Below are 26,262 nucleotides of genomic sequence, written 5' to 3' on the forward strand. Positions count from 1 at the left end.
GGCCCGGGGGCCCGGGGGCTTGCCCCCGGAGGAAACGGTGAAAGGGCGGGACCGGGGCACAACTCCCCACCCCCCCCCCGCCCACCCCAACCGCAAGGAAACCCCATGCCGAACCACCACCCCCTCGCCGAAGCCCGCTCCCTCCACACCCGCATCGCGCACCGCACCGTCCTCACCGACATCCACCTCACCGTCGCCCCCGGCGAAGTCATCGCCCTCGTCGGCCCGAACGGTGCCGGCAAGTCGACGCTCCTCGCCGCGCTCGCGGGCGACCTTCCCGCCGCGTCCGGCGAGGTACTGGTCGACGGCCGCCGGACGACCTCCTGGTCACCCCGCGAACTCGCCCTGCGGCGCGCCGTGTTGCCGCAGTCCCCCGAACTCTCCTTCCCGTTCACCGTCGAAGAGGTCGTACGGATGGGCCGCACCCCCTGGGCCGGCACACCCGCCGAGGACGAGGACGACACGGCCGTACGCGCCGCCATGGCCGCCACCGAGGTCACCCCCTTCGCCCCGCGCCCCTTCACCGCGCTCTCCGGCGGCGAACGCGCCCGCGCCGCCCTGGCCCGCGTCCTCGCCCAGCGCACCCCGCTCCTCCTGCTCGACGAGCCGACCGCCGCACTCGACCTGCGTCACCAGGAACTGGTGCTGCGCATCTGCCGGGAACGCGCCGCGGCCGGCGACGCGGTGGTGGTCGTCCTGCACGACCTGAGCCTCGCGGGCGCGTACGCGGACCGCGTCGTCGTGCTGCACGAGGGACGGATCGCGGCCGACGGCGCACCCGCGAAGGTCTTCGACCCGGAACTCCTGGGCCGGGTCTACGCCCAGCCCGTCGACGTCATCGCCGACCCCCGCACCGGCGACCCCCTGGTGATCCCGAGGCGCGAGATCCGGATCACGCACCACCCCGGGGGACGACCATAGGTAAATGTCAGGTAAGTTAGGGCAGCCTAATTCGGCAGGCATTTCCAGCCATGTCCGAAATCCGTACCCGCCCCACCCCACCCCACGCCTGGAGTCCGCCATGCGAGCCCTCCGCTCCACCGTCGTCACCGCCTTCGCGGCAGTCGCGGCCCTGACCGCCTTGTCCGGCTGTGCCGAGAAATCAAACGGCAAGGACTCCGACGCCATCGACATCAAGGCCTCCGACGACGCGTGCGAGGTCTCGAAGACGACCTTCCCCGCCGGCCACGTCAGGATCAACGTCCAGAACAAGGGCTCCAAGGTCACCGAGGTCTACGTCTACGCCCCGGACGACCGCATCGTCACCGAGCGCGAGAACATCGGCCCGGGCACCAAGGCCGAGATCACGGCCACGATCAAGGCCGGTTCGTACGAGATCGCGTGCAAGCCCGGCATGAAGGGCGACGGCATCCGCCAGAAGGTCACCGTGACCGGCGGCGGCGCCCCGCACAAGACCGACCCGGAGCTCGACAAGGCCGTGGCCGCGTACCGCAAGTACGTGCAGCAGCAGGCCGACGAGTCGATACCCGCGGCCCGCAAGTTCACGGACGCGGTCAAGAAGGGCGACCTCGACGAGGCGAAGAAGACCTACGCCCCGTCCCGGGTCGGCTGGGAGCGCACCGAGCCGGTCGCCGAGTCCTTCGGCGACATCGACCCCAAGGTCGACGTCCGCGAGGACGGCCTGGAGAAGGGCCAGAAGTGGACCGGCTGGCACCGGCTGGAGAAGTCCCTGTGGGACGACAAGAAGATCACTGACGAGGACAAGGCCCTCGCCGACCAGCTGATGAAGGACCTCGAGGGCTGGCAGAAGCGCGTCGGCACCGCCGAGATCACCCCGACCAGCATGGCGAACGGCGCCAAGGAACTCCTCGACGAGGTCTACCGGAACAAGATCACCGGCGAGGAGGAGCGCTACAGCCACACCGACCTCGTCGACTTCGAGGGCAACGTGGACGGCGCCGAGAAGGCGTACGCGCTGCTGAAGCCCGTCGCCGCCAAGCACGACCCCGAGCTCGTCAAGGAGCTCGACAAGCAGTTCGCCGCCGTGAAGAAGGCGCTCGACGCCCACCGCGAGGGCGACGGCTTCGTGTCGTACGACACCGTCGGCAAGGACGACCGCAAGGCCCTCTCCGACGTGGTCAACGCGCTCTCCGAGCCCCTGTCCAAGCTCGCCGCGGCGGTCGCGAAGTGACCACAGACATAAAGGACATGAAGGACGCGAAGCCCTCCCGCCGCGCACTGCTCGGCTGGGGCGGCGCGGGCCTCGCGCTCGGCGCCGCCGCGGCCGGGGGCACCGCCGCCGCGCTGAACCTCGGCCGGGACACCGCACCCGCCGCCGTCGCCGGGGACGCCGTCCCCTTCCACGGCGCGCACCAGGCCGGCATCGCCACCCCCGTCCAGGACCGGCTGCACTTCGCCGCGTTCGACGTGACCACGACCGACCGCGGCCAACTGGTCGAGCTGCTGAAGGAATGGACGGCCGCGGCCCGCGCGATGACCGCCGGGCACGAAGTCGGCGACGGGGCGATCGGCGACAACGACGAACTCCCGCCGGACGACACCGGCGAGGCGCTCGGCCTCAAGCCCTCCCGCCTCACCCTCACCTTCGGCATCGGCCCCGGCCTGTTCGAGAAGGACGGCAAGGACCGCTTCGGGCTGAAGGACCGCCGCCCCGAGGCACTGATCGACCTGCCCGCCTTCAAGGGCGACAACCTCGACCCGGCCCGCAGCGGCGGCGACCTGTGCGTCCAGGCCTGCGCGGACGACCCGCAGGTCGCGGTGCACGCGATCCGCAACCTGGCCCGCATCGGCATGGGCCGGGTCGCCATCCGCTGGTCGCAGCTCGGCTTCGGCAAGACGTCCTCGACCACGCCCGACGCGCAGACCCCGCGCAACATGATGGGCTTCAAGGACGGCACCCGGAACATCGCGGGCACCGAGACCGACCGGCTCGACAAGCACGTATGGGTCGGCGGCGGCGACAAGGACGGCCACGGCTGGATGGCCGGCGGCTCGTACCTCGTCGCCCGCCGCATCCGCATGCACATCGAGACCTGGGACCGTGCCTCGCTCAAGGAGCAGGAGGACACCTTCGGCCGCGACAAGGCCGAGGGCGCCCCGCAGGGCAAGCAGCGCGAGCACGACGAGCCGAACCTCCGGCTGATGAAGCCGGACGCCCACGTCCGCCTCGCCCACCCCGACAGCAACGGCGGAGTGACGATCCTGCGCCGCGGCTACTCCTTCACCGACGGCACGGACGGCCTGGGCCGCCTCGACGCGGGCCTGTTCTTCATCGCCTACCAGCGCGACGTACGCGACGGCTTCGTGCCGCTGCAGACGAAGCTGGCACGGCACGACGCGCTCAACGAGTACATCCAGCACGTGGGTTCGGCCGTCTTCGCCGTCCCGCCGGGCGTCCGCGACAAGGACGACTGGTGGGGCAAGGCCCTGTTCGCCTGACGGCCCACTGACGGCCCTTGACGGCCCCTGACAACACCCAACCAAGGAGAAGCCGCGTGTTCGGCAACTACCTCATCGGCCTGCGCGAGGGCCTTGAGGCCAGCCTGGTCGTCTGCATCCTCGTCGCCTACCTGGTGAAGACCGGCCGCCGGGACGCCCTGCGCCCGGTCTGGCTGGGCATCAGCGCGGCCGTGCTGCTCAGCATGGGCTTCGGCGCCCTGCTCCAGTACGGCTCGCGCACCATGACCTTCGAGGCCCAGGAGATGCTCGGCGGCTCGCTGTCCGTCGTCGCGGTGGTCCTGGTGACCTGGATGGTCTTCTGGATGCGGCGCACCGCGCGGCACTTGAAGAAGGAGCTGCACGGCAAGCTGGACGCCGCGCTGGCGATGGGCACCACCGCGCTGGTGGTCACCGCGTTCCTGGCGGTGGGCCGGGAGGGGCTGGAGACGGCGCTGTTCATCTGGACCGCCGTGCAGGCCACCGACGACGGCGCCCGCCCGCTGGCCGGCGCCCTGCTCGGACTGCTGACCGCCGTCGTCCTGGGCTGGCTGTTCTACCGCGGCGCGCTGCGGATCAACCTGGCGAAGTTCTTCACCTGGACCGGCGGCATGCTGATCGTCGTGGCGGCGGGCGTCCTCGCCTACGGCTTCCACGACCTCCAGGAGGCGAACGTCCTGCCGGGCCTGGGGAACAGGGCCTTCGACATCAGCGAGCAGATCCCGGTCGACAGCTGGTACGGCACCCTGCTCAAGGGCGTGTTCAACTTCCAGCCGGACCCGACCTGGCTGCAGGTCACGGTATGGACGCTGTACGTGGTCCCCACGCTGGCCGTCTTCTTCGCCCCGGGTAGGGTTGCCCGGACCCCGGCCCGGACGCCCGTCCGGACGCCCGCCCGGACCGCAGCAGCTGCCAAGGAGGCCCAGACCGATGCGACGTCGGCCGCGCCCTCGACTGTTCCCGTGGCTGGCAGTGCTGACGGTGCCGCCGATGCTGGTGGCGACCGGGTGCGTGACGGTGCACGGCGAGCGGGAGATCGTCCCGGCGGTGAGCAGGGCTGAGGCCCCGAAGGTCCTCAGCGGCTTCACCGAGGGCTACACCGAGGCGTACCGCAAGCTCGACCCGGCGCTCGTCGACCGGGTCGAGACCGGTGCGCTCGCGGAGATAGGCAAGTCCGACCTCAAGGCCCAGCGCGCCGTGACCCCGCAGGGCAACCCCGGGTACACGCCGCTGGTGCTCGACGACGCGCGGTTCACCATTCCGCAGATGGCCGGCTGGCCGAAGTTCTTCGTCGCGGACACCCGCAGCAACCGGGACGGCAACCGCTGGCTGGTGGCGTTCACGCGCACCGGGGCGGACGAGCCGTGGAAGGCCGCGTACCTGTCGATCGCGGCCCCGGGCCGGGTGCCCAAGTTCGCCACGGGCAAGGACGGTTACGCGGTGCCGGCGCTCCCGGCCGCGGACCTCGCCGTGGCGCCGTCCGAGGTGAGCGGCGCCTACACCGACTACCTGCGTACGGGCCGGGGCGATGTCTTCGCCCCCAGCAGTTCGACGACGCAGGCCCGTGCGGACCGGGCCAAGCTGGCCCGTACGCCCACGTTCTGGACCGAGTACATCGACACCCCCGACACGGCCCCGGACTTCCCCCCGCTGGGCCTGCGCACCCAGGACGGCGGGGCGCTGGTCTTCTTCACCGCGCACCACCGCGAGAAGCGCACCATGGCCAAGGGCCTGCGCCCGACGGTCACGGACGGCCGTACGAAGGCGCTGCTGAACGGCGACCTGAGGACTGCCGTCACCTACACCCGGGTCTCCGAGTCGGCGGTCCAGGTCCCGGCGAAGAAGCCGGGCGGACGGATCACCTTCCTCAACCGCATCGAGACGATGACGGCGGCGAAAGGGGAGTAGTCCCCCTCCCCCCCCCCCCCCACCCCCAGCCCGGCCCGGCACAATCCAGCCCGTCCGGCGTTTGAGGACACCGCGCGAAGCGCGGTTCGGGGTCCGGGGCGCAGCCCCGGCAACGGCGGGGAGCAAGCCCCTATCGCCCTATGGGCCAAGCCGCATGGTGCTCATGGTCAGGCCGCGCGCCAGCGTATTGCGCACACGCGTCCGTGAGCGCCTCCAGCAGCGTCAGCGGATCCGGCAGGGCCCGCTCCGGGCCGTGCAGCCATGCCACGTACGCGTCGGCGTCGTCACCCGGCAGCCGGGACGGCGGCAGCAGCACATAGCTGCCGCGGCAGTGCCACCGCAGGCCGGGGTGCTCGTCCATCGTCTCGGGGTGACAGTCCAGTTCGCAGGGCCACCACTCGTCCTCGTCGTCCGGGGTGCCGCGCGTCGCGGTGAAGAACAACATACGGTCCGGCGCCACGGTGGCGACCGGACCGACATCGATCCCGGCTGAGGCGAGCTTCTCCAGTGCCTGGCGGCCCGCCTCGGCCGGTACGTCGAGCACGTCGTGCGCGATGCCCGTGGCCGTGACGAAGTTGGCTTCCGGCTGGCCGCTCAGCCATTTGGTGACTTTCTCGGTGTCCGTCGTGGCGAGCGTCTGCCAGGCGAACGAGACGGGGTGCCGGCCGGGCGTGGGACAGCCGATGCGCTCGCAGGAACAGCCGTAGCCGGACGGGTGCGCGGCGGGCGCCAGTGGGAACCCGGCGGCGGCCGCGGCCAGGAGCAGTTCCTCGCGGGCGGCTCCGGTCGCCGCCCCTGTGTCCGGATGGCCGCCCGTTCCGCTCCTGGGTCGGCGCAGCCACTGGGAGAATCTGCTCTTGCGTTCCATCTATCCCCTCGCTTCGACCGCGTCCTGCGTCAATGCTGCCACCATCCCGGGCCCGGCGTGACCGCCGGGCGCATCCGGTGGTGTGACACGGGCCGCTTCGGCGGGCGCTTCGAGGGTGACTTCAGCGGGCGGTGAGCCCGCGCAGGGTGAGGCCCACGAGGGTGTCGGCGTAGTCGTGGGTCAGCGGCAGGGTGCGCAGCAGCCAGCGATGGGCGAGCGGACCGACGAGCAGTTCGAGGGCGATGCGGGGGTCGAGGTCCGGGTCGACGTGCCCGGCCTCCTGGGCGATGCGCAGCCGCTCGACGTAGAGCTGGAGCCCCGGCTCCAGGACCCGTTCCACGAACTGGGCGGAGAGCCCGGGGTTGACGATGCTCTCGGCGGCGAGGGCCCGGTAGGCGGCGTCGTACTGCGGGCTGTTGAGCTCGTCGACGGTCGCGCGGAGCACGGTTTTGAGGTCGGCCTCCAGGTCGCCGGTGTCCGGGAGCCGGTACTCCTCGGGGGTGGCCGCGGCCTCCTCGCTCAGGGCGACGAACGCGTCGAGCAGGACGGTCGCCTTGGAGGGCCACCAGCGGTAGATCGTCTGCTTGCCGACGCCGGCGCGGGCGGCGATGGCCTCGATGGTGAGCTTCTGATAGCCGGTCTCGCCGACGAGTTCGAGCGCGGCGTCGAGGATCGCGCGCCGGGAGCGTTCGCTGCGGCGGGTGGCGTCGGGTGCGGGTTTGGTGGCCATGGGGGCAGCCTAGCGGGAGTTGAGGCGATACGTTTCGTCTCATTTTCCGTTGACAAGACGAACCGTCTCGTGCACTAATAGGTGTCACGCCGCGAGACGAACCGTCTCGCACGACTGGGGCCCGACCGAGGGCCCGACTGAGACCCGACCGAGAGGAGACCCCATGACCCGGGGAAACAACGGCAACATGCTCGGAGTCGGCGGCGCCCGCAGCAATCTCTCCCGCAAGACCCTCCGCGGCGGCCGTGACGGCCGGGGCGGCTACGGCGCCGACCCGGCCGCACAGAAGCGCGAACTGCTGCGCGCCCTGCGCGAGGGACGCAAGTCGTGACGCACACGTCCTCGTAAACCACCCGTACGGTTCATGCGCGCAGGTCGCCGCTCGTGGACGATTTGGGCACGCACGGCACTGCCGCGTGCGTGCCCAACACCACTGCGAGGAGCGCGACTTGCGTACCTTCACCCCTCGTCGTTATCTGATGTGCCCGCCCGTCCACTTCAGGGTGACCTACTCGATCAACCCGTGGATGGACCCCGCCAAGCCCGTCGACCTGCCTCTCGCGCTCGCCCAGTGGGAAGAGCTCCGCGACCGCTACCGCGCACTCGGCCACACCGTCGAGGAGCTCGAGCCACGGCCCGACCTGCCGGACATGGTCTACGCCGCCAACGGCGCCACCGTCGTCGACGGCCGCGTCCTCGGCGCCCGCTTCGCCCACCCCGTACGCGCGCTCGAGGCCGTCATCCACGCCGCGTGGTTTCGCACGCACGGCTACACGGACGTGCACGAGCCCGAACACATCAACGAGGGCGAGGGCGACTTCGCGGTCACCTCCTCCTGGCTGCTCGCCGGCCGCGGCTTCCGCAGCAGCCCGCTCTCCCACCCCGAGGCCCAGGAGTTCTTCGGCCGCCCCGTCATCGGCCTCGACCTCGTCAACCCCCGCTACTACCACCTCGACACCGCCCTGTGCGTGCTCGACGGCGACGAGATCATGTACTACCCGGGGGCCTTCTCGCCGGGCAGCCGCGCCGTCCTCGAAAGACTCTTCCCCGACGCCCTGATCGCGACCGAGGAGGACGCGTCCGCCCTCGGCCTCAACGCCGTCAGCGACGGCCGCCACGTCCTGCTCCCCCAGGCCTCGGTGGGCCTCTTCGCCCCGCTGCGCGAGCGCGGCTTCCAGCCGGTCGGCATGGACCTCGGCGAGCTGCTGAAGGGAGGCGGCAGCGTCAAGTGCTGCACGCAGGAACTGCGCTGAGCTCCGCGTGAGCCGGAACGGGTCCGGATCCTCGCGTCCGTCCGCGAACGCGAGGACCGGCTCCAGGGGCACCGGCGGAAATACCGCGGGGCCGCGCGAGGTTGGATGCGACGAACCCAACCGCCGGAACTGGAGCCCCACATGACCCGCTCGTTCCTCTTCCTCCTCGCCGGCGCCCGCGCGGACGGCAACACCGAGACACTGGCCAGGGCCGCGGCGGAGCAACTTCCGGGCGACACCGAACAGCGCTGGCTGGACCTGAAGGAGCTGCGCCTGCCCGACTACGTCGACGACCGGCACGCCGACGAGCCCTGGCCGGAGCAGGAGAACGAGAAGCTGCTGCGGCAGGCGACGCTCGCCGCCACCGACATCGTGATCGTCTCACCGCTGTACTGGTATGCGCTGTCGTCCTACGCCAAGCGCTACCTGGACTACTGGTCGAAGTGGCTGACCGCCTCGGCCCCGGACCCGGACCCGGGCTTCAAGGCGAAGATGGCGGGACGCACCCTGTGGGGCGTGACAGCGCTGGCGCACCCCCAGCACGTGGTCGCCGAGCCGTTGGCGCTCACCCTGAACCACTCCGCCGCGTACATGGGCATGCGGTTCGGCGGCGTACTGCTCGGCAACGGCATCCGGCCGGGGGACATACTCGGCGACGAGCAGGCGGCAACCCGGGCCAAGACGTTCTTCGCCCAGGAAGCGCCGCTCGCCCGCTACCCGTACGAGACGGAGTGAACGGTTTACAGCGTCTCGCCGGCGATCCGGCGGTACGTCTCACCGAGCTCCCGCAGGACGGAGTGCTCCGCAGGGAACTGCGCGTCGTCGACCGCGACGACCGCCCGGACGCCGATCGCGGCGTTCGTGGCGAACACGGCCCGCATGGTGCGGACGGCATCGCACGGCACCGAGGCGACGGTGTGCGGGTGGTGCTCCTGGAGCAGCGCCATGGTCACCCCCGGCAGGACGTCGCCGTCCTTCGGCCATACGACCGTGCCCTCGCCGTCGACGAAGCCTACGTTCCAGGTCGCGCCCTCGGACACCAGGTCGCCGCCCTGCGAGATGAACAACGCGTCGTCGAACCCGGCGAGTTGGGCTGTGCGGCGCGCCTGCAGTGCGCCGAAGAGGCCGGTGTGTTTCACCGCGGGCACGTCCCGTACATAGCGAACCGTCTTCGCGCGCAAGGGCGCGAGCGGCAGCGCACCCGCCGGCCTGGTCGTCACGAGGATGTGCGGAGTGGCGGGCGCGGCAGGACGCCCTATGTCCAGGCCGGGATCGAAGACGGTCACCCGCACCACGAGCGGTCCGGGTCCCCGGATGGCGCGGGCCGCCAACTCGCGTACGCGGTCGAGGTCGAGCTCCGTACCGAACACCGCCCGGCAGTCCCGGGCCAGCCGCTCCATGTGCAGGCCGAGGCCGCGTACGCGCCGGTCCTCCACCCGCATGGTCGTGTAGTGCCCGTAGTTCGCGAGTGCGAGCGCTCGCAGGGCGTCAGGGCCGGCGGGACGTCCGTTCAGCTCCATCATGTCCGTCATGAGCCTCAGTGTTCCAGCCGAGGGTGAATCGGAGGAAACCCATATGAACCCCATACACGCCTGTGCCGAACTCGTGGCGCTGGCCAGCCGGGTCATGGCAGCGGCCGGCCACGGCGACATGGTCTGGGGCCATGTCGCACTACGCGACGACGAGGACCGCGGAGTGTGGATCAAGGCACCCGGCTGGGGCCTGGAGGAGATCCGGCCCGACCGGGTCCAACTGGTCTCCTGGGAAGGCGAGGTGCTCGTAGGCACGGGTGCGCCGCACCAGGAGTGTCCGATCCACATCGAGATCATGCGGGCCCGCCCCGACGTACGGGCCTCCGTGCACACCCACTCGGCCGCCGTCAACGCCTTCAGCGCCCTGGACGTACCGCTCCGGCCGATCAGCCACGACGCCGTCCTCTTCGCCGAACACGGGCTGCCGCGGTTCACGGCGACCGCCAACCTCGTCCGTACCCCGGAGCTCGGCCGGGCACTGGCCCGCGAACTGGGCGCGGCCCGCGCCTGTTTGATGCCGCAGCACGGCCTGGTCGCGGCCGGCCCGGACATCCCGCACGCGGTGATGACCGCGATCCTGCTGCAACGCGCCTGCGCGCTCCAGCTCACCGCCATGGCGGCGGGCGAGATCCGCCACTTCACGGGCGAGCAGGAGAGTGTGGAGAAGTCCTCCGTGGTCTGGGCGCCGCAGCAGGTGGAGGCGGGCTGGCGCTACTGGTCCCGGCAGGCCGCCTGAGCGCTTTCGGCCTTCAGCTCGCGCAGCCGCTCATGCCCTTCTTCGGTCACCCGCACGGCACGGCACCGAGGCAGCCGTACTACCCACTTGTTCTCCAGGAACGCATCGGCGACCGCCGCTCCGAGCCGACCGGCCAGGTGGTGCTGCTGCTCGCTCCAGTCCACGCAGATCCGCAGCAAGGGCCTCTTGCTCCTCGATATGCGCAGCACATCGTCCAGATCGACCCCCAGCTCGCCGAACACCTCGCGGGCCGAATCACCGATGCGGTAAGGGTGCGTCGGCAGATACGCGCTCCGGGGGTCGGTGGCGCGGCGCACGGCAGTGAGCTCCCCGTCCTCGCGTACGAGGGCGCCTCGTCGGAGCAGAACCGCCGTGAGGTCCACGCCCAGTTCACCCGCGAGGTGGTCGTAGCAGGTACGGGCCTTCCGCATCGCGCGGGCGCGCGTACCCTCGCGGAGGGACGAGACGGACCGCGGTGGCGACAGCCGCGCCAGCGCCTCGACCGCCTCGGCCACCTCGGGACCGGCCAACCGGTAATAGCGATACCGGCCGTTGCGCTCCATCGCGACGAGCCCGCCGTCGAGCAGTTTGCTCAAGTGCATGCTCATCGCCTGGGCCGAGACCCCCGTTTCGGCCGCCAGCACGCTGGCGGGCAGCGCGCGTCCGTCGGACAGGGCCAGGAGGACACGGGCCCGGGTGGGTTCGCCGATCAGGATGGCAGGACGGGCGATGTCGGCGTCGCCCAGAAGCCGCTTGGGTTCTGCTGCGCTGACTGTCATGGGACCAGTGTGTCCCATGTTCGTTTCAGCACCGGCTGAACTGTCCTGGCGCCGACACTTCAGCCGCCGCTGAACATTCCTGGTGGAACGCTGTGCCCATGTCCACCCGAGACTTGCTAGCGAGCCCGGCCCGTTCCCGGCTCAGTGCGCCGGCACCACGCAAGGGCACGGTACTGGCGATCATGTGCGCCGGGATGTTCCTCGTGCTGCTCGACGTCACGATCGTCAACGTCGCCCTGCCGTCCATCCGCAGCGACCTGCACACCAGCCTCAGCGGCCAGCAGTGGGTGGTGGACAGCTACGCGGTGGTCATCGCGGGCCTCCTGCTGGGCGGAGGGACGGTCGGCGACCGGATCGGTCACCGCAAGGTGGTCGTGGCAGGGCTGGCGCTCTTCGGCCTGGCTTCCGCGGCGTGCGGGCTCGCACCGGGCATCGCGACCCTCATCGGTGCACGGGCGGCACAAGGCGCGGGCGCGGCCCTGCTGTTGCCGGGCACCTTGGCGGTGATCGCGGACACGTATCCGGGACGCGAGGAGCAGGCCAGGGCCTTGGGTATCTGGGCAGGGGTGTCGTCGCTGGCCGTACCCGCCGGGCCGCTTGTCGGCGGACTTCTGGTCACGAGCGTCGGATGGCGGTCCGTCTTCCTGATCAACGTGCCGGTGGTCATCGCGGCCGCAGTGGCGATCTGGGTCCTGGTCCCCGACCACGGCAGGCGCCGCCGCGACGGCCGGCTGGACGTCCCCGGCCTGATCACCGCTCCCGTCACCTTGGCGACCGCGGTCTTCGCGGTGATCAGCGCGGAGCGTTCGGGGTTCGGTACGACGACGGCTGCCGCGACGGCATGTGCGCTGGCCTTCGGCGCCCTGTTCATCATCTGCGAGCGCCGGGCGCCGAACCCGATGTTCCCTCTGTCACTGCTGCGCCGCCCAGCCTTCGTAGGAGCCAACTCCGTCGCCCTGCTGATGAACTTGGCCTACAACGGCACGGTCTTCGTCACCACGCTGAACCTGCAGAGCGTGCACCACTACAGCGCCATGGCCGCTGGGGCTTCCCTGGTCCCCGTCGCACTGCCGCTGGCCGCACTGGCCCCGGTTTCGGGCCGGCTGACGGCCCGGTTCGGGCCGCGGATTCCCATGACGGCCGCCATCGTGCTGTGCGGCGTGGCGGCACTGTGCATGCTGCGGATCCATGCGGACAGCGCGTACACGGCGTTCCTGCCGGTGCTGTTGGGGCTGGGGCTGGGCTGCGGGCTGCTCATCACCGCGGACGTGGCCGCGGCCGTACGCTCGGTACCCGCCGACAAGTCGGGCCTGGCCAGCGGCGTGAACAACACGATGCGCCAGACCGGTACGGCCCTCGGCGTGGCCGTCTTCGGCGCCATTGTCGGTTCGCCGGAGCACGGTGCATCGTTCATCGCGGGCTGGCACCACCTCGGGTGGGTCATCTTCGGAGTGTGGTGCGCGGCCCTGCTCCTGTCCTTGCTCGCCACCACTTCGTCAACCCGGAAGGCTCGATGATGATCCACAAAAGAGCAGAACTGTTCATGACTTTGCACCAGCAAGGCCGCTCCTTCATCCTCCCCAACGCATGGGACGTGGTCAGCGCGCGCCTGCTGTCACAACTCCCCGGAGTCCAGGCGCTCGCGACGAGCAGCGCAGCCATCGCGGCCCACCGCGGACTGCCCGACGGGGAACGCCTGCCCATGACCGCGATGCTGTCCTCCGCCCGCGAGATCGCGGAGGCCACGCCGCTCCCCGTAACGGCCGACCTGGAAGCCGGCTATGCGTCCACGCCGTCGCAGATGCGACGCACGGTGGAAGCGGCACTCGATGCCGGGATCGTCGGCATCAACATCGAGGACGGCGTACCGGACGGCGACGACGGTCTGGACGATGCCCGCCGGCACGCCGAGAAGGTCGCGGTCGCGAAGGAGGTGGCGCGGTCACGTGGCGTGGCCTTGGTGGTCAACGCCCGTACGGACACGTACCGGCGCGGCATCGGCACCGCCGAGTGGCGCCGCGAGGAGACCCGGCGGAGGGCACGGCTCTACCGCGAGGCCGGTGCGGACTGCATCTTCGTCCCCAACTTCCCGGAGCCGGGGACATCACCGGAGGAAGCAGTGCGGCAGGTGCACGAGTTGGTGGACGACCTGGACGGCACCACGCTGAACCTGCTGGCGGGCCCTGGCATCCCACCCGTGCCGGACCTCGAGGCCATCGGCGGGATCCGGCTGTCGGTCGGCTCCGTGCTGTACCGCATCGCCATGCACGCCGTACGCGACCGGATGGCGGCCTTCTTGTCGGACGGCCAACCGGACACTCTGCTCTCCGCTGCCGGACTGAGCTATCCGGAGCTGGCCGGGCTTCTTTCCGAAGAGCGTGGTTGAGGCGCAGCCGACGGGGATCATGATGGAGAGGACAGGATGCAGCTCTCCCCGGAGGTAGCTGGTGGCACAGTTGAGCTTTGAGGAACTACTCGGCCAGGCTAGTGAGTCCGCTGTCCACCTGGAGATGTGGGATGGGTACATGCTCGACGACCCTGCCTACCTGGACTGGCGGGCAGGGAAAGAGCTCGCCCCTCGCACGCGGTGGCCCCAGTGGTTCGAACTGATCGAGAATGCCAGGAGCCGGGGAGTCACCGTTCGTCGGGCCCGCATCGTCTCGGAGCCGGTGAGTGAGTACGTACGGTTCGAGTACGAGATCACCGCGGGGCTCAACATCGCGGCCGGTGAGCAGGTCCGCTGGCTCCCGCGCCGCCGCGCGACCGAGTTGGCGCTGCCGGGGAACGACTTCTGGCTGTTCGACGGCACCACGGCCCTGATCAACCACTTCTCTGGCAGCGGGGATTCGACGCACCATGAGATCGTCACGAGCGCCCAGGTAACGCGTCTGTGCGCTATGGCTTTTGAAGCAGTGTGGGAGCGAGCAGTGCGCCACGAGGAGTACACGCCGCGCTGAGAGGACGTGGAGAAGCCCTACCCGACGGCGGACACGGCCGGACGGATCATGACGGAGAGGACCGGCGAGGTGTCCTGCGGCTGAGCGTGTGCGACCGCCACGTATCCCCAACGCTCGTACACGGCTTGGACTTTGCCGTCGCCCGCGAGCGGGTTGACCATGAGGGTCGCCCGCCCCGTCCAGTCGGACAGCAGATGATCGTGGATCTTTCGGGCAGTGCCCGTGCCACGCCAGGAGGTCAGGACGGCGACCTCGTCGATCCGGAACGTACGCTGCCCGTCCTCACGGATGATGTCCGCCGGCGGCTGGGGGTACACCCTGGGCCACCAGGTGTTCTCCTCGCCGAGCGGACAGCCGTAGGCGTAGCCGACCGGCTCATCATGGTGCCATGCGAGCGCGACCAAGCAGCCAGGACGCGTCGCGTGACGTTCCAACTGCTGGCGCATCCTCGGTGGTTGGTAGTGTTCGAGGTGCTGCAGCTCGGCTCGGGCATCCACGTAGACGGCAAGGATCGCGTCGATGGCGTCATCGGTCAGTGGAGTTCGGGTCAAGCGGTCGGGGCTCTTGGTCATAGGGCGGCTTCCATCGTTTTGGTGAGGCGATCAATGGCAGTCTGAGCGCGGGCACTACCGGGAAGTCCGGCAGCGAGTTCGGAGGCACGGCGGATGGTATTCGTGGCGGCTTCACGTTCTCCCTGGGCGAGTTGTGCCTCGGCGAGGTGAACACGGTAGAGAACGTGGTCGCGTGTGTACCCGGACCGAACGACGGACAGGGCGGAATGAGCGTGAGCCTCGGCGTGCTGCGGCTTCCCGAGTACCCGTAAGGCCTTGCCGTGGAGCGAGTGGAGGTCGGCCACTCCGAAGAAGCCGAGCCACCCGGGTCGGGGGATGTCCTCTGCGGTGGTCAGGATGCAGTGGGCACGGTCGAAGGCTGCTTCGCTGCGGCGCCGGTCGGTGAGCAGGGCAGTGGCCGTACCGATCCGGGCGTGGGCCAGCGACCGGCACAGCGGATCCCGGCGTGCGGCGGGGAGTAGGGCCAGCCGTTCTGCCGACGCCAGAGCATCGAACCGACGCCCGGTGGTAAGTGCGTAGTGCGTCTGGGAGTTCCACGCGTGCAGCAGAGCGTAAGGGTCGTGCGAAAGTTCGGCGAGCCGGGTGGAAGTGTCGATGTGCTCGGCGGCCGACGCCGTCCGATTGCCGTCCAGGGCGTACCAGGTGGCGGCGGCCATCGCGTCGGCGGCAACGGCGTAGAACATCCGCTGAACACGCTGAGAGCAGCCCCCGGCGTTCACTACGGCGGTTGCCTCGTGGCAGATCGCCTGAGCGGTTTGTTCGAGCTGCATCCCACCCTGAGCCTGGTCGGCACGAGTGAGCTGCTGCAACCGCTCGCGCAGCCGCTCCACGTCAGCTGTCCCGGTGCGCCACCGTCCGTGTGCGGCGGCAGGTTGAGTAGAGACGGAGAGGACTGCCGCCGTAGCGGCGGTGGCGGTGTTGACGAATGTTCGGCGATGCATGGGATCCTCCGAGGACGCTGCGGTATGCCGCTTGCTGGGCGGCGGTACGAAACCGAGCTCCTTCGTGGACCGGCCCAGCACTACCGTCAGAGCGAGACGCTGCCGCTCCTGCGGCCATACGACTGCTCCGGCCAGCCACCGACGCACCGTGCGGTCCGTGATCCTCCCTGGTTTTCCGGTCAGTTGTTCTACATAGCCGTTCACCGCATCAGCCAGCTCGGCCTGCTTCAAACCGTTGTCTTCCATGGCCTGTTGGAGCCGCTGGTTGCTCACACCGAGCACCGTACGGCGAGCAGCAGTCGGTGACATAGAGCGCCATTAAAGGCACGGCAAAATAGCCCGGTTGCCTACCGCCAACATCGCAGCACTACGCCCTGTCGCCAGCTCACACCTCTGCGCTTTCCTGGTCACCGAACCGAGTTGGCGCTTCGAGAGGAGAAGCAGTGAACATTCGATTGGCCACCCGATTCGCACAAGGCGGCGACCACGGCAAGGACGACACCAACAGCGACGGACACCCCGGTCAGCCCTGGACCCCGACCGACGAGCCCACCCCCGACGGCTCGACCCCTCCCGGCGACGGGACGCACCGCAAGTGACAAACACAGCCGACCAGTCGGGACGGCCCACCCGCGAGGAGCTGGGCCGTCTCCTCCTCGACACGGGCGTCCTGGCGCACGACTGGGCACCCGCCTTCGCGGACGTACCGCGCGCCGCCTTCCTCCCGGACCGCATGTGGCCTCACCACATGACAACCGGCCACGCCGTCACCGTGGACAGGACGCAGGACCCCAGGACGTGGCAGAGGTACGCGGACTCCGACGACCCCATCGTCACGCAGTGGGACGACGGCGCGCACGACGGCCCCGAACCCGGCACGTCCTTCAGCTCCTCGTCCTCCATGCCGAGCCTGGTGTTCTCCATGCTCGCCGACCTCGATGTGAGGCCCGGCCACCGGGCGTTGGAGATCGGCACCGGCACGGGATGGAACGCGGCGCTGCTCGCGCACCGGCTCGGTGCCGCGAACGTCGTGACGGTGGAGGTCGACGGCGCCGTGGCAAAGGCAGGCCGTGCGGCGCTGGAGCGGTTCGGGCTGCCGGTGGAGGTGGTGCACGGCGACGGATTCGCCGGGCATGCCGAACGGGCTCCGTACGATCGCGTCATCGCCACCTGCGGGCTGCGGGACATCCCGTTCGCGTGGGTGGAGCAGACAACTCCCGGCGGGGTGATCCTCGTTCCCTGGGGTACGTACTACGGCCCGGCCGAGGCAACCGCCCGCCTGGTCGTCGCCGAGGACGGACGAAGCGCGTCCGGCCCGTTCACCCGCCCGGTGGCCTTCATGCGCATGCGCGCGCAGCGCACGGCCTGGCCCCGCCACGACGAGTACGTCCCGCCCGGCGCCCTGGACGCGGCGGACACCTCGTCCACCACCGTCACCGAAGCCGAACTGCTCGGCACGGACGGCTTCGACGCCGTCCGGTTCGCCATCGGCCTGCGCGTGCGCGGCGTCGTCCACCACGCGGACCGCAAGCACGACGGCCGCCGCGCCGTGTGGTTCTACGGCTTGTCGGACCGGTCGTGGGCCGTCACGGTCTTCCGCGACGACCACAAGGAAGCCAAGGTCTACCAGGCCGGGCCCCGCCGCCTCTGGGATGAGGTCGAGTCTGCCTTCCACTGGTGGGAGGCCAACGACAGGCCGGGCTTCGAGCGGTTCGGGCTGACGGTCACGGCCGAGGGCCGGACCCCGTGGCTGGATGATCCCGCCAACTCGACTGCGGCATAGGCACTTCACACACGCAAGGACCTTCGCACCCATGCACCCTCACACGATGATGACCGGCGACAACGCACCTCTCGACCTGGTCACGATCCGCGCCACCGTCCGCCGTGCACTCCAGGAACGGACCGCCCGCCCCGGCACCCGCGAGATCGAAGAGATCACTCACGCTCTCCGCACCCACCTCGAGCGGATGCTCACCGAAGCGCAGAGCCGGGCCGGTCAACTCGGCGCCGGGACAACCGCCAGGAACCGCTGGGAAGCGATGGCCGACCACATCCGCGCCGACCTCGCCTTCGGCGCGGGCCCCGTACGCCCTGTGCGCTCGGCGGCGGACGCCTACATGCAGGTCCTCGCGCGGGATGCGCGCTTCCTCGCGGACTGCCTCGACGAGTGAGCGAACCGGGTACCGGTTTCCGCGTGTTCAGAGCCCCGTTCCGTGAGGAAAGCTGTACCCGGTTCGCAGCGTCCCGTCCCCGCACGCATAGGCTCCCCGCAAGCCATTGGCCAACGGCCGCTGAACTTCAGGGGGATCACCATGCGCATCGGCGTCTACCTCGCCCACCCACGTCCCGGCAGCTTCAACCACGCCGTCTTCGACGCCGTCGTGGACGAGCTCCGCGGGCGCGGGTGCCACGTGCTCGCGCACGACCTCTGCGCCGAGGGGTTCGCCCCCGCGCTGACCTCCGACGAGACGGGGACCGTCGATGCCGCCCCCGGAGCCGTCGACGAACAACTCGCCCTGCACCGCGCCGAAGTGGCCACGCTCGATGCCCTGGTGTTCGTGCATCCGAACTGGTGGGGCATGCCGCCCGCCGTGCTCGCGGGGTGGGTGCAGCGGGTCCTCGCGCCCGGTGTGGCGTACAAGCTCGGTACGGCGGATGGCGAGCCCGTGGGGCTGTTGAGCGCCGGGCGGGCGCTGGTGCTGAACACCTCGGACACGCCCGCCGAGCGCGAGGAGAGCGAGTTCGGGGATCCGCTGCAGAGGGTCTGGGCGGCGTGCGTCCTGCCGTACGTGGGGGTGACCGACGTCCGCCGGGTGGTGTTCCGTACGGTCACCGGCTCGAGCGACGAGGCTCGTGCGGCGTGGCTGCGTCAGGCGCGTGAGCAGGCCGCCGCGCTGCTCGGCTGACAGCCTCGATCACGGAGGCCGAAAACGTACTACCAGAAGCAACAGGCGTCCCATTGACTGCCCATCGACACATTTCGCCGAAAGATGCGGGGGGACGCCGTGCGTCGCTTCTACACCACAGGTCTGGTTCTTCTCAGCGCGACGATGTTCGCAGCTGTCGCGGCAAGTCCGGCCCAGGCCGCTCCCGGTGAGACCAGAACGGTCTGCGGCAGCGCGCTCACGCCGCCCGGGTGGGCCGATGTGAACTGGGGCATCAGCGCCGCGTGCGGTGGGTCCATGAGCCCGAACATCAAGATGATCAAGCAGCTGGACGGCCTCCCCGTGGGCACCTCGGTCAACATCTGCGGCACCACCGTGGCGCCCAAGGGCTGGAACTACGGGCAGTCCTACTACAGCAGCGGCTGTCAGGCCTTCCTCAACCCCAGCCTCAGCCCTAACACCGTGACCGTGACACGGGTGTTCTGACGCGGGTGTTCTGACACACCGGCCCTGGGCCGGGGGTGTTGAGGTGGGTGTTGCGCGATGAGGCGGTCCGAGCAACCTCGTCGCGCAACCGCGCGCCCTTGACCTGGGCACAACCGAAGATCGATGCTCATGCAACCTGAGGCACCCGCGCAACACCTTCGACAGGAGAGTCGGCCATGGCGCTACGGTTCTTCGGCAAAGATCCCTTCACCAACGGCGACGACTGCCCGACGGTTTGGGTCGATGAGGCCAACGCCGACCTGGTGTTCCAGGGATGGAAAGCCGACCATGAGACCGAGGCCGAGTGCCTGACGGACGGCCATATCCCCGCCAATGAAGCTGTGGTTCGGATTCCGGCACGCATGGTGCCACAGGTCAGGAGCGCGTGTGATGCTGCAGAACAGGCCGCCGCAGAACGACATGCCCAGCTTCTCTGAGCTGATATCCCGCTGCCGGGCCGAGGCAGTGCACTTGGAGATGCGGGATGTGTACGCTATATCAGCTGAGGCGGACGACTTCCGGGAATGGCGGACGTGCGGACACCTCACCTCCGCATCGCTCAGGCGCCGCCGCCCGTGGCTGGATCTGGTGCGCCAGGCCGTCGGGCGCGGTGTGGTCATGCGGCGTGCCAGGATCGTTTCCGAGCCGGTCAGCGAGTACATACGCTACGAACACGCCGGAACTCACCTCAATATCGCGGCAGGTGAGCAGGTGAGGTGGCTGCCCCGGCGGCACACCTCGGATCTCGTCCTTCCGGGAAACGACTTATGGCTCTTCGACAACCGCCTGATCCGCTTCGGTCACTTCACCGGTGACGGCGCCTCGGTCGGCCATGAGTTGTGTGAGGACCCGGCGGTGGTCGGGAAGTGCGCCACAGCCTTCGAAGAGATATGGGCGCGCGCCATACCGCACGAGATATTCACGGTCTGATTGCACATTGCACATTTCACTGAAATCTCCACTCATGCCCTCCTACCAGTCGTCGAGTGTCCAGAGCGCGCGCCGGGCCGTGGCGGCCAGGCTGCGGGAAGTCCGGCTCGACGCCGGGCTCACCGGGCAGGAAATCGCCCGCCTTTGCGGGTGGAACAAGTCCAAGTCCTCGCGCATCGAAAATGCCCGTACACCACCGTCCGACGTCGACATCCACAAGTGGTGCGAGGCATGCGGGGCTTCGGCGCAAGCCGCCGACATCATCGCCGCCTCCCGTTCCGCGCACTCGATGTATGTCGAGTGGCGGCGTCTTCAGCGGACCGGCCTGCGCCGGCTGCAAGAGAGCCGCATGCCGCTCTATGAGCACACCAGCAGCTTCCGGGGGTATGCCTCGCATGTGGTCCCCGGGTTGTTCCAGACCCCTGCGTACGCCCGCGCGCTGCTGTCCTCGATCAGCCGCTTCCACGACGCACCGGACGACGCCGACCAGGCGGCCGCGGCGCGCGTCGCACGCTCCCGCGTTCTGCACGAGGGCGGCTGCCGTTTCGCCCTGGTGGCCGAGGAGGCGGTCCTGCGCTACCAGATCGGTGACGCGGAGACGATGGCCGGACAACTGGGCCATCTGCTCTCGGTGATGTCACTGCCTGCCGTGTCCTTGGGCATCATCCCGTTCGGCGCGGGCGCGCGAAGCATGTGGACGCTCGAGGCGTTCAACATGTTCGACGACCAGCGGGTCCATGTGGAACTCCTCACCGCGCAGGTCACGGTCACCGCACCCGGCGAAATCGCGCTGTACGACAAGGCGTTCAACGAGCTTCAGGAGCTGGCCGTGTACGGGCTCGACGCCCGGACCCTCATCGCCTCGGCCATCGAGTCGCTGGCGTGAGCCGGAGTGATCCAGCGTGAACCGGCGTGCAACTCTGTAGAACTTGGTTGAGTGCCACGACCGGTGGTCCCTAGCGTCAGGGCATGGAGCATTCCCTGGGCACCGGCGCCTCCCACCACCTTGGCCCGGCCGCCCTGCACCGATCCGCGGCATGCCTGGCGGCCGACCTGCACGACGCCCTTCAGGCACACGGGTTCACGGTCCGGGTCACCCCCGAGCCGCCCGTGTCCGGCCAGGCCTATGTGTCGATCCCGGAACCACTGCGCGAGGACGAGGCGCGAGTCATCGCCGACGCCCTGCGCGAGTACCGCGGAAGTCCCAGCACGGTCCTGAGCATGGGCGTGGCGGAGGCCAATGCCAGGAGCCGCAGATGGTCCGATCTCACCGAGCACACCGAGTGCCACGAGTGCCGCCTGATCCACGAGGGGTACTCGGCGGCCGCGGAGGAGGGCGACCGCAGGATGGTCGAGGCATGGCGCGGCACGATAAGCCGTCACCTGCAGGAATCACACTGAGCGCATTGTGTGTACTGAGCGCCGTCTACGACGGCCACTCGTCACCCCAGTCCGCGTCCCGCGCCGCCTTGTACGCGGCACCGTGCCGCTTGGTGACCGTCTCGCGGACCAGGCCCTCCCCCGGGGTGCACAGGTCCAGGAGCACCTGGCCCTTACGGATCTGGGGGCGGCGGACGATCCGCGCGGGCGGCTCCGAGAGGTCGGCCAACTCGGCCCGTACGGCCGCCACATACGAGAACTTCTCGTCCTCGTACGCCAGCGACCCGCCCTTGACCTGCCGGTGCAGGGACGAGCGGCTGACGCGGGCCGAGAAGTGGCACCAGTCCGTGCCCGGCACGATGGGGCAGGCCGCGCTGTGGGGACAGGGGGCGACGACGCGGAAGCCGGCGGCGATCAGCTGGTCGCGGGCCTCGATGACGCGCTGGTAGCCGTCGGGCGTGCCCGGTTCGACGATCACCACCGCCCGTGCGTGGGCGGCCTGGTCGGTGACGGCGCGGCGGTCGGCGTCGGTGAGTTCGTTGAGGACGTACGAGACGGTGACGAGGTCCGCGTCGTCGGGGATCGCGAGGCCGGTGCCGATGGTCTGCCGCTGCCAGCGGACGCCGCCCAGCGGCGGGCAGGCGCGGGCCAGTTCGGCGCCGAGGGCGAGGGCGGGTTCCGCCCAGTCGAGGACGGTGGTCTCGCGGTCGCCGCCCGGCCAGGCGGCGGCCACGGCCCAGGTCGCGGCGCCCGTGCCGCCGCCGACGTCGATGTGCGAGGCGGGCTCCCAATCGGGGAGCCGGTCGCGGAAGGCCTCGAGCGCGGACCGCACGGCCTCGAAGGTGGCAGGCATGCGGTACGCGGCGTACGCGGCGACGTCGGAGCGGTCGCGCAGCACCGGGGCGTCGGTCGGGGTGCGCCCCCGGTAGTTGGCGATCAGCCGGTCGACGGCCTGGGCCGCCTGCCGGGGCGGGAGTCCGTCGAGGAGGCCGGCGAGCGCGGCACGGAGGCTCTCGCCGGTCGGGGCGGTTTCGGGGGCGTGCATTGGGTGGATTTTACGTGTCCGCCACGGCCCCGTCCGCCGTGCGCCGCCCCGGGCGGCACAGGAGGACGAAGCACAGCACCGCCACCACCGCGCACGACAGCTGGACCGCGGCCATCGGCACGGCGGTGTGCTCGCCGGCGATGCCGACCAGCGGCGAGGCGAGGGCGCCGAGGAGGTAGGTGGAGGTGCCGAGCAGGGCGGACGCGGAGCCGGCCGCGTCGCGGGAGCGCATCAGGGCCTGGGCGTTGGTGTTCGGCATGGCGAGGCCCATCGCGGACATCAGGACGAACAGCCCGGCGGCGACGGCCACGAGGCTGGCCTTGCCGAAGACGCCGGAGGCCATCAGCAGCAGGGCGCCGGAGGCCAGGGTGATCACGGCGAGGCCGTAGGCGAGGGCCTTGTCGAGGCTGATGCGGCCGATCAGGACCTTGCCGTTGATCTGGCCCGCGACGACGAGCCCGATGGAGTTGGCGCCGAAGAGCAGGCTGAAGGTCTGCGGGGAGGCGCCGTAGATGTCCTGGACGACGAACGGCGAGGCCGAGATATAGGCGAACAGCGCGGCGAAGGCGAAGCCGCCGGAGAGCATGTAGCCGGTGAAGACCCGGTCCGTGAGCAGGCCGCCCATGGCGCGCAGCGCCTGGCCGACACCGCCGGACTGGCGGCGCTCGGGCGGCAGCGTCTCGGGCAGGCGGCGCCAGACGAGCAGCGAGAGCGCGATGCCCACGGCGGTGAGGACGACGAAGACGCCGCGCCAGTCGGTCAGCCGCAGGATCTGGCCGCCGATGAGGGGCGCGACGACGGGGGCCGCACCGGAGATCAGCATGAGGGTGGAGAAGAAGCGCGCCATGGCCAGGCCGTCGTACAGGTCACGGACCATGGCCCGCGCGATGACGATGCCGGCCGAGCCGGCGAGCCCCTGCACCAGACGGAAGGCGATGAGCAGTTCGGTGGTGGGCGCGAACGCGCAGACCGCGGTGGCGATGACGTAGATCACCATGCCGATGAGCAGCGGCTGCCGGCGGCCCCACTTGTCGCTCATGGGCCCCACGACGAGCTGGCCCAGCGCCATGCCCATGAGGCACGCGGTGAGCGTGAGCTGGACGGTCGCGGCCGGGCTGCCCAGGGCGTCCGTCACCTCGGGCAGGGCGGGCAGGTACATGTCCATCGAGAGCGGTGGCAGCGCGGTGAGCCCGCCGAGGGCCAGGGTGACGAGGAGGCCCGCCCGCCGGGTGGCGGTGGTCGTCGGTATTCGCTCGGCCGTGGCGGGGCCGGTGTCCGTCATGTGCTGCTCCATGGAGGTCTCGAGGAGGCCCTCATGGTGTCACTGGCATGACTGGCGGGCGGTCCTTACGTAAGCAATGCGTCAGCTTTCAACCATACGTTCGGCCAAAAAAATTCCGTTCGCCCAACCTGCAACCGGTGACGCCCCTTTCACGTGTTCCTCACTGAAGGCCCACTAACGGGGCCATTAGGGAGGAATCGCTATGAACCGTGCATACCGCCTCGCCATCTCCGGTGCCCTCGCCGCCGCCCTCGTCGGCGGTGGCGCCGCCGCTGCCGTCGCCGCTCCGGCCGCCGCTCCCACCGCCTCCGTCGCGGTCACGAAGCCCGCGCCGAAGCCCGCCCTCACCGCCCAGGCGAGCACCGGCACGGTCAAGGCATGGCAGGAGTTCCGCGTCAGCGGCAAGGCCACCGGCCTCAAGGCCGGCACCACGGTCACCCTGCAGCAGAAGCAGGGCACCAAGTGGGTCTCCCTGCCCGCGAAGGTCTCCCTCAACAAGAACCTGAGCTACTCGATGCGCGCCAAGCTCGGCATCAAGGGCAAGAACTCCCTGCGTGTCGCCGGCGGCGGCGTGACCTCCCCGGTGTTCACCGTCACCGTGCGCTGACCTGCACGGACCTTGGCGCGGGGCCGCGGAATAACGCGGCCCCACAGCGGAGTTGGCGCCACCATGAACGCCAACGACGCCCTGCACTACACCGCCTTCTCCACCGACCCGGCCGGAGGCAATCCGGCCGGCATCATCCTCGACGCCACCGGCCTGGACGACGCGGCACAGCTCGCGATCGCCGCCGAACTCGGCTACGCCGAGACGGCGTTCCTCACCGCGCCGCCCGAGGGACTGGGCGAGCCCGGCCGCGCGTACACCGTGCGCTACTTCAGCCCCCTGGCCGAGGTCCCCTTCTGCGGCCACGCCACCGTCGCGACGGCGGTCGCCCTCGCGGAGAAGCACGGGCCCGGGGCCTTCGCCTTCGCGACCCCCGTCGGCACCGTTCCGGTCACCGTCGCCGAGGACGGCGGGCAGCTGCGGGCCACGCTGACCAGCGTCGAGCCGCACACCGAGGAGGCGGCGCCGGAGGCGGTGGCCGAGGCCCTGGCCGCCCTCGGCTGGCCCGCCGCCGACCTCGACCCCGCCATCCCGCCCCGTATCGCCTACGCGGGCGCCCGCCACCTCGTCCTGGCCGCCGCCACCCGCGAGCGGCTCGCCGATCTCGACTACGACTTCGACCGGCTCGCGGCCCTGATGCGCTCGCTGGACCTGACCACGGTCCAACTCGCGTGGCGCGAGAGCGAGTCGGTCTTCCATGTACGCAACCCGTTCCCGGTCGGCGGCGTCGTCGAGGACCCGGCCACCGGCGCGGCGGCCGCCGCGCTCGGCGCGTACCTGCGCGAGTACGGCCTGGTCGCCGCCGACGCCACCCTCACCCTTCACCAGGGCCACGACCTCGGCCGTCCGGGCACGATCGAGGTCGGCCTGCGCCCCGGCGACCCCCGGGTCACGGTGACGGGGGCGGCGACCCGCATGAGCTAGACCCGCATCGGTCAACTCCCGACCGTCACCACGACCTTGCCCACCTGGCCGTTCGCCTCCAGGTAGCGGTGGGCGTCGGCGATCTCCGCGAAGCCGAAGGTCCGGTCCACCGTCGGCACCAGAGTCCCCGTCCGCAGGCCGGAGTTGATGAACGCCTCGCCGCGGCGCCGCTCGTCGTCGGTCATGGAGACGAGCGTGTAGCCGTGGACGGTGACCGGCCAGGTCATCGGGAACGGCGTCGGGCGCCCGTCCAGCCAGCCGTAGACGATGAGCATGCCGTCCTGGTCCGTGATCCCCGCGAGCTCCTCCACCCCGGGCCCCGCCACCGCGTCGAACACGAGCCGCGCGCCGCGGCCTTGGGTGAGGCGCCGCACCTCCTCGACGAGGTCGCTCTCGTCCCGCGCGATCACATGGGCGGCACCGGCCTCGAGGAGCTGCTTCTTCTTGGCACCGGTCCGGGTGACCGCGACCGGGACGGCGCCCACCGCGTTCGCGATCTGTATCGCGGCCAGGCCGACGCTGCTGGACGCGGCCGTGATCAGCACCGTGTCGCCGGGCCGCATCCGGCCCTTCTCGACGAGCGCTCCGTACGCCGTGAGGTACGACAGCCACACGGCGGCGCCGGTGACCGCGTCCACCTCTGCCGGGCGCCGGATCACCATGTCCGCCGGGATGTTGACGCGCTCCGCGTAGACGCCGATGGCCGACATGTGGCCCGGCCCGACCGCCAGTACGTTCACCGTGTCACCCGGGGCGAAGCCGTCGACGCCCGCGCCGACCGCCTCGACGACACCGGCGGCCTCGTAGCCGATCCGGGAGGCGGGGAGGGTCGGCTGGTAGTAGTACGTGCCGCTGCGGAACAGCGCCTCCGCTCTGTTGAGCCCCAACGCCTCGACGCGGACCCGGACTTCCCCCTCGCCGGGCTCCCCGAGCTCCAGCTCCTCGAACCGCAGGACCTCCGGTCCACCCAGCTCGTCGAACAGCACCGTCTTCGCGATCACGGCAACTCCCCCGCCTTCTCCAGCTT

The 26,262-nt window shown here is 70.3% G+C and carries 33 protein-coding genes; 23 read left to right on the forward strand and 10 right to left on the reverse strand.

The features are described from left to right. Positions 1–105 precede the first annotated feature (105 nt). The 5 genes from ACV530_RS11710 (at position 106) to ACV530_RS11730 (ending at position 5,325) form a co-directional block, all read left to right on the forward strand. Positions 106–921 (forward strand): heme ABC transporter ATP-binding protein, encoded by an 816-nt coding sequence (locus tag ACV530_RS11710; RefSeq protein WP_494332306.1) that lies wholly within the window; start codon positions 106–108, stop codon positions 919–921. 100 nt (positions 922–1,021) lie between these two features. Further along, complete coding sequence (gene efeO / locus ACV530_RS11715; RefSeq protein ID WP_494332307.1) at positions 1,022–2,152, forward strand: iron uptake system protein EfeO; 1,131 nt, start codon at positions 1,022–1,024, stop codon at positions 2,150–2,152. Positions 2,153–2,169: 17 nt separating this feature from the next. Further along, positions 2,170–3,420, forward strand: coding sequence for an iron uptake transporter deferrochelatase/peroxidase subunit (gene efeB, locus ACV530_RS11720; protein ID WP_494332598.1), 1,251 nt, complete (start codon positions 2,170–2,172; stop codon positions 3,418–3,420). A gap of 56 nt (positions 3,421–3,476) precedes the next feature. Then, positions 3,477–4,478, forward strand: coding sequence for an iron uptake transporter permease EfeU (gene efeU, locus ACV530_RS11725; protein ID WP_494332308.1), 1,002 nt, complete (start codon positions 3,477–3,479; stop codon positions 4,476–4,478). Then, positions 4,408–5,325 (forward strand): SCO2278 family lipoprotein, encoded by a 918-nt coding sequence (locus tag ACV530_RS11730; RefSeq protein ID WP_494332309.1) that lies wholly within the window; start codon positions 4,408–4,410, stop codon positions 5,323–5,325. The genes efeU and ACV530_RS11730 overlap by 71 nt, the downstream gene beginning before the upstream one ends. 130 nt (positions 5,326–5,455) lie before the next feature. On the opposite strand, the gene ACV530_RS11735 is transcribed toward ACV530_RS11730, so the two are convergent. Continuing rightward, positions 5,456–6,193, reverse strand: a complete 738-nt coding sequence (locus ACV530_RS11735) for a bifunctional DNA primase/polymerase (RefSeq protein ID WP_494332310.1) — start codon at positions 6,191–6,193, stop codon at positions 5,456–5,458. 121 nt (positions 6,194–6,314) lie between these two features. Then, positions 6,315–6,923, reverse strand: a complete 609-nt coding sequence (locus tag ACV530_RS11740; RefSeq protein ID WP_494332311.1) for a TetR/AcrR family transcriptional regulator — start codon at positions 6,921–6,923, stop codon at positions 6,315–6,317. Positions 6,924–7,086: 163 nt separating this feature from the next. On the opposite strand from ACV530_RS11740, the gene ACV530_RS11745 reads away from it, so the two are divergent. The 3 genes from ACV530_RS11745 to ACV530_RS11755 all read left to right on the forward strand — a co-directional run bounded on the left by ACV530_RS11745 (position 7,087) and on the right by ACV530_RS11755 (position 8,911). Beyond that, complete coding sequence (locus ACV530_RS11745; protein WP_494332312.1) at positions 7,087–7,254, forward strand: DUF6243 family protein; 168 nt, start codon at positions 7,087–7,089, stop codon at positions 7,252–7,254. A gap of 85 nt (positions 7,255–7,339) precedes the next feature. Continuing rightward, complete coding sequence (gene ddaH / locus ACV530_RS11750) at positions 7,340–8,176, forward strand: dimethylargininase (RefSeq protein WP_494332313.1); 837 nt, start codon at positions 7,340–7,342, stop codon at positions 8,174–8,176. Between the two features lie 141 nt (positions 8,177–8,317). Next, positions 8,318–8,911 (forward strand): flavodoxin family protein, encoded by a 594-nt coding sequence (locus ACV530_RS11755; protein WP_494332314.1) that lies wholly within the window; start codon positions 8,318–8,320, stop codon positions 8,909–8,911. 5 nt (positions 8,912–8,916) lie between these two features. On the opposite strand, the gene ACV530_RS11760 is transcribed toward ACV530_RS11755, so the two are convergent. Beyond that, positions 8,917–9,708, reverse strand: a complete 792-nt coding sequence (locus tag ACV530_RS11760; protein ID WP_494332315.1) for an aminotransferase class IV family protein — start codon at positions 9,706–9,708, stop codon at positions 8,917–8,919. A 43-nt stretch (positions 9,709–9,751) separates the two neighbouring features. Between ACV530_RS11760 and ACV530_RS11765 the strand changes: the two genes are divergently transcribed. Further along, positions 9,752–10,444: a class II aldolase/adducin family protein gene (locus ACV530_RS11765; protein ID WP_494332316.1), complete on the forward strand. Its 693-nt coding sequence runs from the start codon at positions 9,752–9,754 to the stop codon at positions 10,442–10,444. On the opposite strand, the gene ACV530_RS11770 is transcribed toward ACV530_RS11765, so the two are convergent. Further along, positions 10,420–11,223 (reverse strand): ArsR/SmtB family transcription factor, encoded by an 804-nt coding sequence (locus ACV530_RS11770; protein WP_494332317.1) that lies wholly within the window; start codon positions 11,221–11,223, stop codon positions 10,420–10,422. The two genes, ACV530_RS11765 and ACV530_RS11770, sit on opposite strands and share 25 nt — an antisense overlap. 98 nt (positions 11,224–11,321) lie before the next feature. On the opposite strand from ACV530_RS11770, the gene ACV530_RS11775 reads away from it, so the two are divergent. From ACV530_RS11775 to ACV530_RS11785, 3 genes are read left to right on the forward strand one after another with little or no spacing between them, the layout of a single operon-like run. Next, positions 11,322–12,740, forward strand: coding sequence for an MFS transporter (locus ACV530_RS11775; protein WP_494332318.1), 1,419 nt, complete (start codon positions 11,322–11,324; stop codon positions 12,738–12,740). A gap of 26 nt (positions 12,741–12,766) precedes the next feature. Then, on the forward strand, positions 12,767–13,609 hold the full coding sequence (locus ACV530_RS11780; protein WP_494332319.1) for an isocitrate lyase/PEP mutase family protein: 843 nt from the start codon (positions 12,767–12,769) through the stop codon (positions 13,607–13,609). 58 nt (positions 13,610–13,667) lie between these two features. Next, complete coding sequence (locus ACV530_RS11785; protein ID WP_494332599.1) at positions 13,668–14,180, forward strand: DUF6879 family protein; 513 nt, start codon at positions 13,668–13,670, stop codon at positions 14,178–14,180. A gap of 17 nt (positions 14,181–14,197) precedes the next feature. Here the strand turns inward: ACV530_RS11785 and ACV530_RS11790 are convergent, their stop codons facing one another. Beyond that, complete coding sequence (locus tag ACV530_RS11790; protein WP_494332320.1) at positions 14,198–14,752, reverse strand: GNAT family N-acetyltransferase; 555 nt, start codon at positions 14,750–14,752, stop codon at positions 14,198–14,200. Beyond that, positions 14,749–15,966 carry an NsdA family TPR-like regulatory protein gene (locus tag ACV530_RS11795; protein WP_494332321.1) on the reverse strand — a complete coding sequence of 406 codons (1,218 nt, stop codon included), beginning with the start codon at positions 15,964–15,966 and terminating at the stop codon, positions 14,749–14,751. Before ACV530_RS11795 ends, ACV530_RS11790 begins: the two co-directional genes overlap by 4 nt. A 170-nt stretch (positions 15,967–16,136) precedes the next feature. Here ACV530_RS11795 and ACV530_RS11800 point away from each other — a divergent pair, with 170 nt between their 5' ends. The 4 genes from ACV530_RS11800 to ACV530_RS11815 all read left to right on the forward strand — a co-directional run bounded on the left by ACV530_RS11800 (position 16,137) and on the right by ACV530_RS11815 (position 18,602). Further along, the gene (locus ACV530_RS11800; RefSeq protein ID WP_494332322.1) at positions 16,137–16,292 is read left to right on the forward strand and encodes a hypothetical protein; all 156 of its coding nucleotides are present in this window, start codon (positions 16,137–16,139) and stop codon (positions 16,290–16,292) included. Next, on the forward strand, positions 16,289–17,476 hold the full coding sequence (locus ACV530_RS11805; RefSeq protein ID WP_494332323.1) for a methyltransferase domain-containing protein: 1,188 nt from the start codon (positions 16,289–16,291) through the stop codon (positions 17,474–17,476). Before ACV530_RS11800 ends, ACV530_RS11805 begins: the two co-directional genes overlap by 4 nt. Positions 17,477–17,507: 31 nt before the next feature. Beyond that, positions 17,508–17,867 (forward strand): DUF6415 family natural product biosynthesis protein, encoded by a 360-nt coding sequence (locus tag ACV530_RS11810; protein WP_494332324.1) that lies wholly within the window; start codon positions 17,508–17,510, stop codon positions 17,865–17,867. Between the two features lie 141 nt (positions 17,868–18,008). Then, on the forward strand, positions 18,009–18,602 hold the full coding sequence (locus ACV530_RS11815) for an NAD(P)H-dependent oxidoreductase (protein ID WP_494332325.1): 594 nt from the start codon (positions 18,009–18,011) through the stop codon (positions 18,600–18,602). 110 nt (positions 18,603–18,712) lie between these two features. On the opposite strand, the gene ACV530_RS11820 is transcribed toward ACV530_RS11815, so the two are convergent. Next, positions 18,713–18,880 (reverse strand): hypothetical protein, encoded by a 168-nt coding sequence (locus tag ACV530_RS11820; RefSeq protein WP_494332326.1) that lies wholly within the window; start codon positions 18,878–18,880, stop codon positions 18,713–18,715. Between ACV530_RS11820 and ACV530_RS11825 the strand changes: the two genes are divergently transcribed. The 5 genes from ACV530_RS11825 to ACV530_RS11845 all read left to right on the forward strand — a co-directional run bounded on the left by ACV530_RS11825 (position 18,879) and on the right by ACV530_RS11845 (position 21,398). Next, complete coding sequence (locus tag ACV530_RS11825; protein WP_494332327.1) at positions 18,879–19,067, forward strand: hypothetical protein; 189 nt, start codon at positions 18,879–18,881, stop codon at positions 19,065–19,067. The genes ACV530_RS11820 and ACV530_RS11825 overlap by 2 nt on opposite strands. 176 nt (positions 19,068–19,243) lie before the next feature. Then, a complete protein-coding gene (locus tag ACV530_RS11830; RefSeq protein ID WP_494332328.1) occupies positions 19,244–19,504 on the forward strand; it encodes a hypothetical protein in 261 nt (86 codons plus the stop codon). Then, positions 19,458–19,997 (forward strand): DUF6879 family protein, encoded by a 540-nt coding sequence (locus ACV530_RS11835; protein WP_494332329.1) that lies wholly within the window; start codon positions 19,458–19,460, stop codon positions 19,995–19,997. The genes ACV530_RS11830 and ACV530_RS11835 overlap by 47 nt, the downstream gene beginning before the upstream one ends. A 34-nt stretch (positions 19,998–20,031) precedes the next feature. Then, positions 20,032–20,883 carry a helix-turn-helix domain-containing protein gene (locus tag ACV530_RS11840; RefSeq protein ID WP_494332330.1) on the forward strand — a complete coding sequence of 284 codons (852 nt, stop codon included), beginning with the start codon at positions 20,032–20,034 and terminating at the stop codon, positions 20,881–20,883. An 83-nt stretch (positions 20,884–20,966) separates the two neighbouring features. Next, a complete protein-coding gene (locus tag ACV530_RS11845) occupies positions 20,967–21,398 on the forward strand; it encodes a hypothetical protein (protein WP_494332331.1) in 432 nt (143 codons plus the stop codon). A 25-nt stretch (positions 21,399–21,423) separates the two neighbouring features. On the opposite strand, the gene ACV530_RS11850 is transcribed toward ACV530_RS11845, so the two are convergent. Next, the gene (locus ACV530_RS11850) at positions 21,424–22,422 is read right to left on the reverse strand and encodes a small ribosomal subunit Rsm22 family protein (protein WP_494332332.1); all 999 of its coding nucleotides are present in this window, start codon (positions 22,420–22,422) and stop codon (positions 21,424–21,426) included. A gap of 10 nt (positions 22,423–22,432) precedes the next feature. Beyond that, positions 22,433–23,704, reverse strand: coding sequence for a multidrug effflux MFS transporter (locus tag ACV530_RS11855; protein WP_494332333.1), 1,272 nt, complete (start codon positions 23,702–23,704; stop codon positions 22,433–22,435). 202 nt (positions 23,705–23,906) lie between these two features. On the opposite strand from ACV530_RS11855, the gene ACV530_RS11860 reads away from it, so the two are divergent. Together ACV530_RS11860 and ACV530_RS11865 are read left to right on the forward strand one after the other, a co-directional pair. Continuing rightward, complete coding sequence (locus tag ACV530_RS11860; protein WP_494332334.1) at positions 23,907–24,311, forward strand: hypothetical protein; 405 nt, start codon at positions 23,907–23,909, stop codon at positions 24,309–24,311. 63 nt (positions 24,312–24,374) lie between these two features. Continuing rightward, the gene (locus ACV530_RS11865) at positions 24,375–25,235 is read left to right on the forward strand and encodes a PhzF family phenazine biosynthesis isomerase (RefSeq protein ID WP_494332335.1); all 861 of its coding nucleotides are present in this window, start codon (positions 24,375–24,377) and stop codon (positions 25,233–25,235) included. 11 nt (positions 25,236–25,246) lie between these two features. On the opposite strand, the gene ACV530_RS11870 is transcribed toward ACV530_RS11865, so the two are convergent. Further along, on the reverse strand, positions 25,247–26,233 hold the full coding sequence (locus ACV530_RS11870) for a zinc-dependent alcohol dehydrogenase family protein (protein WP_494332600.1): 987 nt from the start codon (positions 26,231–26,233) through the stop codon (positions 25,247–25,249). Between the last annotated feature and the right edge of the window lie 29 nt (positions 26,234–26,262).

It is taken from the genome of Streptomyces sp. SX-6, from assembly GCF_059089585.1.